General features: G+C 73.9%; 11 protein-coding genes and 1 pseudogene. 7 read left to right on the top strand and 5 right to left on the bottom strand.

What is annotated here, in order from left to right:
• Nucleotides 1-141: 141 nt before the first annotated feature.
• From panB to FKN01_RS02150, 3 genes are all read left to right on the top strand, one after another.
• Nucleotides 142-1,026 carry a 3-methyl-2-oxobutanoate hydroxymethyltransferase gene (panB, locus tag FKN01_RS02160; RefSeq protein ID WP_143615936.1) on the top strand — a complete coding sequence of 295 codons (885 nt, stop codon included), beginning with the start codon at nt 142-144 and terminating at the stop codon, nt 1,024-1,026.
• A gap of 156 nt (nt 1,027-1,182) precedes the next feature.
• The gene (locus FKN01_RS02155) at nt 1,183-2,202 is read left to right on the top strand and encodes an ATP-binding cassette domain-containing protein (RefSeq protein ID WP_143616002.1); all 1,020 of its coding nucleotides are present in this window, start codon (nt 1,183-1,185) and stop codon (nt 2,200-2,202) included.
• Nucleotides 2,199-3,056, top strand: coding sequence for an ABC transporter permease (locus FKN01_RS02150; RefSeq protein WP_143615935.1), 858 nt, complete (start codon nt 2,199-2,201; stop codon nt 3,054-3,056). The genes FKN01_RS02155 and FKN01_RS02150 overlap by 4 nt, the downstream gene beginning before the upstream one ends.
• A 2-nt stretch (nt 3,057-3,058) precedes the next feature.
• On the opposite strand, the gene FKN01_RS02145 is transcribed toward FKN01_RS02150, so the two are convergent.
• From FKN01_RS02145 to FKN01_RS02135, 3 genes are all read right to left on the bottom strand, one after another.
• Complete coding sequence (locus FKN01_RS02145; protein ID WP_143615934.1) at nt 3,059-6,379, bottom strand: BTAD domain-containing putative transcriptional regulator; 3,321 nt, start codon at nt 6,377-6,379, stop codon at nt 3,059-3,061.
• A gap of 116 nt (nt 6,380-6,495) precedes the next feature.
• Nucleotides 6,496-6,882, bottom strand: coding sequence for a signal peptidase I (locus tag FKN01_RS02140; protein ID WP_143615933.1), 387 nt, complete (start codon nt 6,880-6,882; stop codon nt 6,496-6,498).
• Nucleotides 6,883-6,928: 46 nt separating this feature from the next.
• Entirely contained in the window at nt 6,929-7,465 is a 537-nt protein-coding gene (locus FKN01_RS02135; RefSeq protein ID WP_398930677.1) for an Imm21 family immunity protein, read from the bottom strand.
• A 187-nt stretch (nt 7,466-7,652) separates the two neighbouring features.
• Here FKN01_RS02135 and FKN01_RS32905 point away from each other — a divergent pair.
• Nucleotides 7,653-7,745: pseudogene (locus FKN01_RS32905) on the top strand (alpha/beta hydrolase); the annotation flags it as partial.
• 141 nt (nt 7,746-7,886) lie between these two features.
• On the top strand, nt 7,887-8,672 hold the full coding sequence (locus FKN01_RS02120; RefSeq protein ID WP_143615931.1) for a site-2 protease family protein: 786 nt from the start codon (nt 7,887-7,889) through the stop codon (nt 8,670-8,672).
• On the opposite strand, the gene FKN01_RS02115 is transcribed toward FKN01_RS02120, so the two are convergent.
• Nucleotides 8,669-8,860 carry a hypothetical protein gene (locus FKN01_RS02115; RefSeq protein WP_143615930.1) on the bottom strand — a complete coding sequence of 64 codons (192 nt, stop codon included), beginning with the start codon at nt 8,858-8,860 and terminating at the stop codon, nt 8,669-8,671. The two genes, FKN01_RS02120 and FKN01_RS02115, sit on opposite strands and share 4 nt — an antisense overlap.
• A gap of 77 nt (nt 8,861-8,937) precedes the next feature.
• Nucleotides 8,938-9,648 carry an NADPH-dependent F420 reductase gene (gene npdG / locus FKN01_RS02110; RefSeq protein WP_143615929.1) on the bottom strand — a complete coding sequence of 237 codons (711 nt, stop codon included), beginning with the start codon at nt 9,646-9,648 and terminating at the stop codon, nt 8,938-8,940.
• Between the two features lie 119 nt (nt 9,649-9,767).
• On the opposite strand from npdG, the gene FKN01_RS02105 reads away from it, so the two are divergent.
• A complete protein-coding gene (locus tag FKN01_RS02105; protein ID WP_143615928.1) occupies nt 9,768-10,373 on the top strand; it encodes a hypothetical protein in 606 nt (201 codons plus the stop codon).
• 63 nt (nt 10,374-10,436) lie between these two features.
• Nucleotides 10,437-11,747: an MFS transporter gene (locus tag FKN01_RS02100; RefSeq protein WP_143615927.1), complete on the top strand. Its 1,311-nt coding sequence runs from the start codon at nt 10,437-10,439 to the stop codon at nt 11,745-11,747.
• Nucleotides 11,748-11,762 lie beyond the last annotated feature (15 nt).

Raw genomic sequence — 11,762 nt, 5'->3', positions numbered from 1 at the left:
CTTTACCGAGGGCGGGCCCGGGGGCGGGACCGGGGGCCGGGCCGCGCGGCCCACTTCCCGCGACCGGCTCCGGGATGCCACCATGGAAGCGGTCCGGGGACGCCGTCAGGGCGCCTCGAGATGACGAAGGAGCCACCTGCCATGTCGCTTCAGGCTGCGCAGAACCAGTCCGCCACCCCCGCGGGGCCCCCCTCCGACAGCGGCAAGTCGCTGTACGGGGGCAAGAGCAACCGCCGGGTCACCGTCCACGACATCGCCGCCGCCACCGCCCGCGGCGAGAAGTGGCCCATGCTCACCGCCTACGACGCGATGACCGCCTCCGTCTTCGACGAGGCCGGCATCCCGGTCATGCTCGTCGGCGACTCCATGGGCAACTGCCACCTCGGCTACGAGACGACCGTGCCCGTCACGATGGACGAGATCGCCATCCTGTCCGCCGCCGTCGTCCGGGGCACCAAGCGCGCCCTGATCGTCGCGGACCTCCCCTTCGGGGCGTACCAGGAGGGCCCGGTCCAGGCCCTGCGCAACGCCACCCGGCTCATCAAGGAGTCCGGTGTCGGCGCGGTCAAGCTGGAGGGCGGCGAGCGCAGCCACGAGCAGATCAAGCTGCTGGTCGACGCCGGCATCCCGGTCATGGCCCACATCGGCCTGACCCCGCAGTCCGTCAACGCGATGGGCTACCGGGTCCAGGGCCGGGGCGAGGAGGCCGCCCAGCAGATGCTGCGCGATGCCAAGGCCGTGCAGGACGCGGGCGCGTTCGCCGTCGTCCTGGAGCTCGTACCGGCCGAGCTGGCCGCCGAGGTCACCCGCACCCTGCACATCCCGACCATCGGGATCGGCGCCGGTCCGGACACCGACGCCCAGGTGCTGGTCTACACCGACATGGTCGGGCTGACCGGCGGCAAGGTCCCGCGCTTCACCAAGCAGTACGCCGACCTGCGGCAGATCCTCGGCGACGCCGCGAAGGCGTACGCGCAGGAGGTCGTCGGCGGCACGTTCCCGGCCCCGGAGCACACCTTCCACTGAGGCCGCGGGGGCGCGCCCCACGACGACCACCACCGGTAACGACGACAGCCCGCCGACTTCCCCCATCGGCGGGCTGTCGGCCGTGCCGGCCGCTGTCGGTGGGGACGAGCGGGCTGTCGGCCGGCTGTCGGCGGCCTGTCGGTGGCGGCTGGTCTGATGGTCGGCATGACGCGAATCGACAAGAACCCCAAGCACGGCGGGAACGCCGTGGAGGTGCGGGGACTGGTCAAGCACTACGGCGAGACCAAGGCCCTGGACGGCGTGGACCTCGATGTGCGCGAGGGCACCGTCCTCGGTGTGCTCGGCCCCAACGGCGCCGGCAAGACCACCCTCGTACGCTGCCTCTCCACGCTCATCACGCCCGACGCCGGGACCGCGGTCGTCGCCGGCTTCGACGTGGTGAAGCAGCCCCGCGCGCTGCGCCGCACCATCGGCCTCACCGGCCAGTACGCCTCGGTCGACGAGAAGCTCTCCGGCTGGGAGAACCTCTACATGATCGGGCGGCTGCTCGACCTGCCCCGCAAGAAGGCGCGGGCCCGGGCCGACGAGCTGCTGGAGCGCTTCTCGCTCACCGACGCGGCGAAGAAGGCCGCGATGGAGTACTCCGGCGGGATGCGCCGCCGGCTCGACCTGGCCGCCTCCATGATCGGCAGCCCGGCCGTCCTCTATTTGGACGAGCCGACGACGGGGCTCGATCCCCGGACGCGCAACGAGGTCTGGGACGAGGTGCAGCGCATGGTCGCGGAGGGGGCGACCGTGCTCCTCACCACCCAGTACATGGAAGAGGCCGAACAGCTGGCCGACGAGCTGACCGTCATCGACAAGGGCCGGATCATCGCCCGCGGCGGGGTGGACGAGCTGAAGGCCAAGGTCGGCGGCCGAACCCTGCAGATCCGCCCCTCGGACCCGGCCGAGCTGGCCCCCATGGCGCAGGCGCTGCGGGAGACCGGTCTCGACGGTGTCGCGGGCGCGCAGGCGGTCCCGGACGAGGGCCTGCTCTACGTACCGATCCTCAGCGACGAGCAGCTGACCGCCGTCATCGGGCTGCTCGGCGCCCGGGGCTTCTCGCTGGCGCACGTCGCCACCGCGCTGCCCAGCCTGGACGAGGTGTTCCTCGCCATCACCGGCGACAAGGCCACCGTCACCGACACGATTCCCGAGGAGGTCGCGGCATGAGCACGACGACTCTGACGCCCACCCCCGCCCCTGCGCCCGTCTCCGCGCCGGCCGCGAAGCTCCACGACGAGGGCTCCATCGGGCTGCGGAACAACCTGCGCCACATAGGGGCCCTGGTCCGGCGCAACCTGCTCCAGATCAAGAAGGATCCGGAGTCGATGTTCGACGCGCTGCTGATGCCCGTCATCTTCGTGCTGCTGTTCGTGTACGTCTTCGGCGGCTCGGTCGGCGGCAGCATGGGCGGCGGCCGGCAGGAGTACCTGAACTACCTGATCCCCGGCCTGATGGCGATGATGGGCATGAACATCGCCATGGCCGTCGGCAGCGGTGTCAACGACGACTTCCGCAAGGGGGTCATGGACCGCTTCCGTACGATGCCGATCGCGCGCTCCTCGGTGCTCGTCGCCAAGATCGTGGTCGAGCTCGGCCGGATGATGGTCGCCACGCTCATCCTGCTGGGCATGGGCTTCGCCCTCGGCATGGAGCTCCACGGCTCGGTGCTCGGCCTGATCGGGGCGATCGGCCTGTCCGCCGCGTTCGGCGCCGCGATCATGTGGATCTTCATCCTGCTCGGCCTGGCGATGAAGACGTCCCAGGCGGTCCAGGGCATGGGGATGCTGGTCATGATGCCGCTGCAGTTCGGCTCCTCGATCTTCGCCCCGACGACGACGATGCCCGGCTGGCTCCAGGCGTTCACCGACTACAACCCGCTCTCCAACCTGGCGGACGCGGCGCGCGGCCTCATGATGGGCACGTCACTCGGCCACTCGGTCTGGCTGACGCTCGGCTGGGCCGTGGTCATCACGGCGGCCGTGGCCCCGCTCGCGGTCTCCAAGTTCCGCAAGAAGTCCTGACGTCACGGGCCGGGTTCCGTCAGCGCGTCCACGAGGGCGGCGGCCTCCTCCAGGGAGAGGCCGCCGCCCTCGGCGTACGCGGCCTCGTAGGCGGCGTCCCCGAGCCGGCCCCGGGCCAGCGCCTCGGCGCGGGCGAGGTTCTCGCGCTCCATCGCGTTCATGAAGTGGCCCTCGGGCAGGTGCGCCCGGCCCGCGCCCAGCAGCCGCGCCGCGGCCCCGGCCCGCTCCGCACCGCCGAGCCCGCCGAGCGCCCAGGCGAGCATGACCAGGTTGATCACCGCCATCTGCGGCGCGATCATCTGCGTCAGCGGGTCGCGTACGCCCTTCAGGGACCGCCGGCCCCGCTCCAGGGCCCGGGCGTACTCACCGTCCTGGTTGTCCAGCCAGGCCAGGCCGCCGAGGACGAAGCCCTCGAACACCGCCATGGTCTCGGAGGCGAACTCCGCCTGGAGGCAGGTGAACTGCTCGCGCGCCTCGGCGGTCCGGCCGCACCGGCCCAGCCACATCGCCAGGAAGAGCCGGGCCGCCGGCCTGGCCTCGTGCCCGGTCTGCCGCTCGTCGGCCAGCACCTCGCGCATGACCGCCTCGCCCTCCTCGCCCCGGCCGAGCTCGGTGAGCACGGAGGCGTGACGGACGCGGAGCACGGAGACCTGGGCCAGGGCGCCCAGCTTCTCGGCCGAGCGGATGGCGGCCTCGTAGTCCTCGGCCGCCCGCGCGTAATCGCCCTGCTTCTCGTTGGCCTCGCCGCGCGAGGAAAGCGCCTCGGCCATCCCCCAGACGTCGCCGAGCCTGCTGAAGACCGCCAGGCTCTCGTCGGCGTCCCGGTGCGCCTCACCGGCCCAGTCGGGGCGGTTGGCCAGCACGTTGGCCCGCATCTGGAGGGCGGCGGCCAGCTCCCACTCGTAACCGAACTCCCGCGCGCCGCGCACCGTCTCGTCCAGCAGGCGGCGCAGGTCGACGACGCCGCCGGTGAGCATCACGGCGTAGAACCAGAGCGAGGCGGGGCTGCGGCAGGTCTGCGGCTGGCCGGCCCGGTAGGTGGCGACGATGGCGCGCAGCCGGGCCATGCTGGCCTCGTTCGTCCACTCGTCCATCGCGTGGTCCATGCTGACCAGCTGGACCAGGGTCACCTGCCGCCGCGCCTCCTCCAGCAGCTCCTGCCGCATGGGCGGGGGCGCGTCGGTGCAGCGCTCGTGGATGGCGGGCGCGAGCCGTACGGGCTCCGCGAACGGGTCGGGACCGAGGGAGGCCGCCGCGTCGGCCCAGTGCAGGGCGTCGCCGCGCAGGTTGCGGATCTGCCAGTACCAGGACAGGGACAGCACCATGCACAGCGCCTCCTGCTCGTCGCGGGCGGCGACGGCGCGGCGCAGGGCCATGCGCAGGTTCTCGTACTCGCGTTGCAGGAGCCGGATCGCGGCGAGCTGTCCGGAGCCGCGCAGCAAGGGGTCGGTCGTACGGGCCAGCTCGCGGAAGAACACCAGGTGCCGGCGTTCGACGGCGTCCCGCTCGCCCGACTCCTCCAGGCGCTCCGCCGCGTACTCACCGACGGTCTCCAGCAGCCGGTAGCGCATCCGGCCGTCGTCCGCCGGGGCGGCGACCACGAGCGACTTGTCGACCAGGGAGCCGAGGAGGAGGGCCACCTCGCCGGAGCGGCCGGCCGGGCCGGCGCAGACGGCCTCGGCGGCCTCCAGGGTGCAGCCGCCGGCGAAGACGGAGAGACGGCGCAGGACGACGCGCTCGTCCTCGTCCAGCAGCTCCCAGGACCAGTCCACGACCGCGCGCAGGGTCTGCTGGCGGGGCAGCACGGTCCGGCTGCCGCTGGTCAGCAGGCGGAAGCGGTCGTCCAGCCGGTCCGCGATCTGCTGCGGCGTGAGCATCCGCAGCCGGGCCGCGGCCAGCTCGATGGCGAGCGGCAGGCCGTCCAGCCGGCGGCAGATCTCGGCGGTGGCCGCCGCCGTCGCCTCGTCCTCGTCCACCCGGAAGCCGGGGCGGGCCGCGGCGCCGCGCTCGGCGAGCAGGCGCAGCGCGGTCGGGTCCGGCAGCGGGTCCACCGGCCGGACCGCCTCGCCCGGCACGCCGAGGGGTTCCCTGCTGGTCGCGAGGACGGTGAGCCGGGGGCAGCGGGCCAGCAGATGGTCGGCGAGGGCGGCGGCGGCCTCGATGACGTGCTCGCAGTTGTCGAGGAGCAGGAGCATGCGGCGGCGGGAGCAGTACTCGGTGAGCCGGGCCAGCGACTCCCCGGCGGCGCGCTCGTCGCCGGAGGCCCGCTCGGCGGCCCGGAGTTCCCCGGAGCCGGCCCCGCTCAGCACGGTCTCCCGGGCCCCGAGCGCGGCGAGCACCGCCTCCGGCACGGCCTCCGGGTCGTCCACGGGGGCCAGCTCGGCGAGCCAGACGCCGTCCGGCCAGGTGGTGGCGTCGACGGAGTCCGCGACCTCCTGCGAGAGCCGGGTCTTGCCGGCGCCGCCGGGTCCGAGCAGGGTGACCAGCCGGCCCCGGGAGAGGTCGCCGCGCAGGGCCTCCATCTCCTGCTCGCGCCCGACGAAGCTGGTGAGCCGGGCGCGGAGGTTGCCCAGGGGGGCGGGGCCCTGCACCGGGGCCGGGGGCTCCTGCCGCAGCAGCTCCCCGTACAGGGCGGTCAGCTCGGGCCCCGGATCGGTGCCCAGGCGGTCCGCGACGAGGGTGCGGACCTCGTCGTACGCGGCCAGGGCCTGGGCGGTGCGCCCGGCGTCGCGCAGGGCGCGCAGGCGCAGCGCCTGGAGGGGTTCGTCCAGGGGGTGCTCGCCGCAGAGCGCGGTCAGCTCGGGCAGCACCTCGGCGGCCCGGCCGAGCGCCAGCGCCGCGGCGAGCCGGTCCCGGCGGGCGTCGAGCCGGCGGGCCGTCCAGCGCGCGGCGGCGGCGTGCCGGTCGGGGAGGTCGGCGAGCGCGGGGCCCCGCCAGAGGGCGAGGGCGTCGCCCAGGAGGGCCGTCGCGCGGGCCGGGTCGCCTTCCGCGAGGGCCCGGGCGCCTTCGCCGGCGAGCCGTTCGAAGCGGAAGAGGTCGACGGCCTCGGGCTCGGCGGCCAGCCGGTAGCCGCCCTCCGCCGAGGCGACGGCGTCGTGTCCGAGGGCCCGCCGCAGCCGCCCCACCAGCGCCTGGAGCGCGCCGGCCGCGTCGGCGGGCGGTTCGCCGTCCCACACCTCGTCCACGAGCACGGCGACCGGGACCGTCCGGCCGGGGCGCAGCGCCAGCACGGTGAGCAGTGCGCGCAGCCGCGCCCCGCCGACGGAGAGGGCCGTGCCGTCGTCGCGGAGTGCCTGGGTCGTACCGAGGATGCCGTAGCGCACGCGCCCATTCTCCGCGACCCGCCCCGGCACCCGCACGGCCGCCCCGCCCCTGCTCGTCATCCCCCCACCCTCCCCGGTCCCGGGGCGCGAGGCGAACCGTTTCCGCCGTGTCGCCGTCAGCCCTCCGCCGCCCGCTCCTCCGGCTCGACCGCGTAACCGGGCACGGACGGCCAGCGGACGGTGAGCACCACGGACTCCTCCTCGGCGACCCAGGAGTGGTCGACGCCGACGCCCCACACCACGTAGTCGCCCTGCTCCTCCAGGAGCACGCTGCGCCCGGGCAGCTCCACCCGGAACCGCCCGCTGATGAGCACGAGCAACGCGGTCCGGCTCTCGCCGCGCACCCATTGCGCCCGCTCGTCGCCCACGGGATGGACGCCCCACTTGATCTCGACGTCCTCGCTGTGCCGGGGGTCGCCCGCATCCTTGAAGTGCCCGAGAATCCATCCCCGGTCGAGCGCGGCGTCCTTGCCGGCGTTGCCCACGTATACGTTGTCGTTCACGTGGGGCGACGCTAGCAGGGCCGCCCCCGGCCGAAGCGCCGCCCGATCAGGACGCGCACGGCAAAAGCTGCACCAGGCCGACCCAGTTCTCCCCGTCCACCCAGGTCTGCGTGGCGCGGACCCGCCAACGGCCGGCGGGCAGCGGGACCGGTGCCTGCGCGGGCACCCCGCCGCCGGGATACTCCACGCCCAAGTCGGCACCGGCTTCGGCGGAGTCCATGAGGACTGCCGGGCCGTCCGAGACCCAGGTGCCGCTCTCCTCCCACACCGTGGCGGGGTCGGCGAGGGCCGCATGTGCCGCGGCACTCAGCCCGGCCTCGGAGCCGGCGGCGAGCCACCGCAGGAACGCCCGGCGCTCGGGCAGATAGCAGCTGGTCGCCGGCTCGTCCCCCAGCACCAGCGCCTGCGCACCGTGCTCGCCGACAGGGATCACACCGGCCAGGTCGTCCACCGCGCAGGCACGCTCGTAGTCGTCCGGAGCGGTGGCACCTCCCCCGGCGGGACCGCTCTGCGCCGAGTACCCGTTCCAGGAGGCCAGGGCAGAGACAGGGATGACGATCAGAGGGCCGCCCATCGACTGCACCCAGTCATGGGAAGGGCAGGAGACATCGGCATCGTTCGGCTGCGGAGGAGGAGGCACAACCACCGGTTTTCCCTTCTGCTTCAGCCGTCTCGCTCCGCGGTGAGGCGTTGAAGCAGGTCGAGCAGGGTTGCGCGGTCCGCGTCGGGCAGGGCGGCGAGCACCTCGTCGGCGACACCGCCCCGCATGACTCACCGGCATCGACGACCTCGCCCTCGTCTACCTGCACACCCTACGCGGACGCGAGCTGAGCGACGTCCTCGTCGTCGGCTCCTCCCTCGGGAGCCGGACGAGCCGGCGAGGTGCCGCGCTGTACCGAGGCCGAACTCGGCGCGTTCGCGGCTGACCGGGCAGCGTGTGCGCGTAACCTTCGGCTTCTTCCGAAGGGGCGGGGGAGACCGCGGGTGCGCCCTAGGCTCGGGGCATGCCGACCGAAGCGCACCAAAGGATCAGTCCGGTCTTCCTGGGGATCGCCGCCGTGACGGCCGTGGCCGGGTGGGGGGTGTGGAGCGACTTCGCGGCGCAGCCGGGGTTCGCGACGTTTCTGTTCGTGACCGGGGCGTGGGTCGTGTCGCTGTGTCTGCACGAGTACGCGCACGCGAGGACCGCGCTGCACAGCGGGGACATCTCGGTCGGGGCCAAGGGCTATCTGACGCTGAACCCGCTGAAGTACACGCACGCCCTGCTCAGCATCGTGCTGCCGGTGCTGTTCGTGATCATGGGCGGGATCGGGCTGCCCGGTGGTGCGGTGTTCATCGAGCGGGGCCGGATTCGCGGACGGTGGCGGCACAGCCTGATCTCGGCGGCCGGGCCGCTGACCAACGTGCTGTTCGCGGTGGTGTGCACCGCGCCGTTCTGGCTGGACGCCCTGGACGGGGTGCCGCCCGCCTTCCGGAACGCGCTGGCGTTCCTGGCGATGCTCCAGGTGACGGCCGCCGTCCTCAACTTCGTGCCGGTGCCGGGGCTCGACGGCTACGGGGTGATCGAGCCGTGGCTGTCGCACTCGGCGCGGCGCGCGGTCGAGCCGATCGCGCCCTTCGGCCTGATCGCGGTCTTCGCCCTGCTCTGGGTGCCCGAGCTGAACCGCGCCTTCTTCGACGCGGTCTTCGCGCTGCTGCGCGGCCTGGGCGTGCACGGCTGGTGGAGCGACTGCGGCCTGGACGCCTACCGCTTCTGGCAGGAGGCGGACCCGCGGTGCGCGGTCCCCTAGGCGCCCCGCTCCGTGGCGGCGGCCTCCGCGCGGCGGCGGCGCAGGTAGTACCAGGCCATGTTCGAGGAGAGGCCGACCAGCAGGACCCAGACGACGCCGATGAGCACGCTGCCCTGGACGAAGGACGTCACGGCCGCGGCGAGGGCCAGGACGCAGACGACGAGGGCGTAGAGGGCGAGGCGGGGCATGGGTGGCTCCTGTCGGGGGTGGTGCGTGGTCCCGTCCAGTGTCCCCCATGCCCCGGGACGTCCGGTGCGGGCCCGGGTCACACGTCCGTCGTACGGAGTCCGGCGTGCGCCTTGTAGCGGCGGTTCACCGAGATCAGGTTGGCGACCAGCGACTCGACCTGGTGGGCGTTGCGCAGGCGGCCCGCGAAGATGCCGCGCATGCCGGCGATCCGGCCGGCCAGGGCCTGGACGATGTCCGTGTCGGCGCGGGCCTCGCCCAGCACGAGGACGTCCGTGTCGATCTCGTCGATCGTCTCGTCCTGGAGGAGGACCGCCGAGAGGTGGTGGAAGGCGGCCGTGACGCGGGAGTCCGGCAGCAGGGCGGCGGCCTGTTCGGCGGCGCTGCCCTCCTCCGGCTTCAGCGCGTAGGCGCCCTTCTTGTCGAAGCCGAGCGGGTTGACGCAGTCGACGACGATCTTCCCGGCCAGTTCCTCGCGCAGCGACTCCAGCGTCTTGGCGTGCCCGTCCCACGGCACCGCCACGATCACCACGTCGCTCTCCCGCGCGCACGTCGCGTTGTCCGCGCCGCGCACGCCGTTCCCCAGCTCCCCGGCCGCCGCCTCCGCGCGGTCCGCGGCGCGGGAGCCGATGATCACCTGCTGGCCGGCGCGGGCGAAGCGGTACGCGAGGCCGCGGCCCTGCGGTCCGGTGCCGCCGAGCACGCCGACGGTCAGGCCGGACACGTCGGGCAGGTCCCAGGGGTCCTTGGCGGGGGGCTTGGGCGCGCTGCCGCTGTCATTGGAAGTCATGGCCCCGACACTACTGCCAGGTACGGGGCGGAGCCCGGGGGCCCGGCCGCCACTCGTACGGATGGCCGTGCGGCCTTTCGCCGGTGCGCGGGCCCCCGCATGGTGCAGGATGCCGGGCCATGGATGCCGTACGTGTGGCGCTGCTGCGTGAAGTGCTCGCCAGGACCGAGTGGCCCGCCGCCGCCCGGCGGTTCGCCGGCGCGCTGCGCTCCTCCGTGGTCCCGCACGGCGGCGGGCTGCTGCTGGTGGGGACCGAGGTGTACGAACCCTGGCACCTCGCCGCCCATCTGGTGGACGAGTCCACCTGGTCCGGGCTGCCCGAACTCCGCCCCACGCTGGTGCGCCACCGGGTGGAGCCCGGCGACCCGGCGCACCTCGCGGTCGGCCTCGGCCGGATCGAGGCGGCCGGGCGCGGCGAGACGCTGCTCGTGGTGACGCCGGACCGGCCCGGCGAGGGGCTGCTGGAGCGGGTGCACGACGCCCGGCGGGCCGGGGCGACGGTGCTCTCGCTGGACAACGGCGATCCGCAGGTGCGCGGGCTTGCCCATGAGGCGCTGTCGGTGACGGACGGGGACGACGTGGACCTGGACACCGTCCAGCACCTGGTCAGCGCCGCCGCCGGGGAGAACGGCGCGCCGGTGCCGCGCGGCGGCCGGCGCACGTTCCGGGACCGCCTGTCCCGGCTGGCCGACCATCTGACGGCTCCCCCGCCGCCCCGCTGGTGAGCGGGCCAGGGGCCCCCTAATCCATTTGCATCCGCCACGTATCGCGACGGACCATGTCTCCTCGTGACCTCTCGCACCTCCCTCGCCGCCAGGCTGGCCGCGCTGCTCCCCGATCTCTCGCCCTGGCGTTCGTCGGCCGACTTCCGGCTGCTGTGGGTGCAGGGCATCGTCACCTATTTCGGCAGCTTCATGGCGCTCATCGCGCTGCCGCTCCAGATCAAGGACCTCACCGGCTCCCCGCTCGCCGTCGGCGCGATGGGCGCGGTGGAGCTGGTGCCGCTCGTCATATGCGGCCTGTACGGGGGTGCCCTCGCCGACGCCGCGGACCGGCGGAAGATCATCATGGCCACCGAGGCCGGGCTCGGGCTGCTCGCGGTGGTCCTGCTGGTGAACGCGGCCCTGCCCGACCCCGTGCTGTGGCCGCTCTACGTGGTGGCGGGCGGGGTCTCCGCGCTCTCCGGGCTCCAGCGGCCCGCGCTGGATTCGCTGATGGCCCGGATCGTGCCGCACGACCAGCTGCCGGCGGCCGCCGCGCTGAACTCGCTGCGCTGGCAGGCCGGGGCGATCATGGGCCCGTCGCTGGCCGGTCTGGTGGTGGCCTACGCCGGGCACGCCACCGCGTACTCCGTCACGGTCGTGACCTTCGCCGCCTCGGTGCTGATGTGCCGCCGGCTCGCCCCCGCGCCGCCCGTCGAGAAGGGGCGGAAGCCGTCGCTGCGCGGCATCGTGGAGGGCGCCCGATATGCCTGGAGCCGGCCGGTGCTCCTCGGCACGTACGCGATCGACATGGCCGCGATGTTCTTCGCGTTCCCCAACACGATCTTCCCGTTCCTCGCGGACGAGCTGGACGCCGACTGGTCGCTGGGCCTGATGTACGCGGCGGGCTCGGTCGGTTCGCTGGTGCTCGGCCTGACCAGCGGCTGGACCTCGCGGGTGCGCCGGCACGGGCTGTTCGTCGTGTTCGGGGCCGCCGTGTGGGGGCTGTCGATCGCGGCGGCCGGCTGGTTCGGCAACGTGTGGCTGGTGCTGGTGTGCCTCGGGTTCGCCGGGGCGGGCGACATGCTCAGCGGGCTCGGCCGGTCGACCATCTGGAACCAGACGATCCCGGAGGAGCTGCGCGGCCGTCTCGCGGGCATCGAGGTGCTCTCGTACAGCGTCGGACCGCAGCTGGGCCAGGTCCGGGCGGGCGGCATGGCGGGGTGGACGGGGACCCGGCCCGCGATCTGGACCGGCGGCGTGGCCTGCGTCGCCTCGGTGGCGCTGCTGGCGGCGGCGCTGCCCAAGCTGCTCACCTACAACTCTGAGACGGACGAGGACGCGCTGCGCCGGCGCGCCCGGCACGGGGAGGGTCTGGACGTGGAGCCGGCGGCCTGAGGCATGGGGGCCGAC

The organism is Streptomyces sp. 130 (assembly GCF_007096885.1).
Lineage (GTDB): Bacteria > Actinomycetota > Actinomycetes > Streptomycetales > Streptomycetaceae > Streptomyces.
This window is presented reverse-complemented; position numbering and strand designations above follow the sequence as displayed.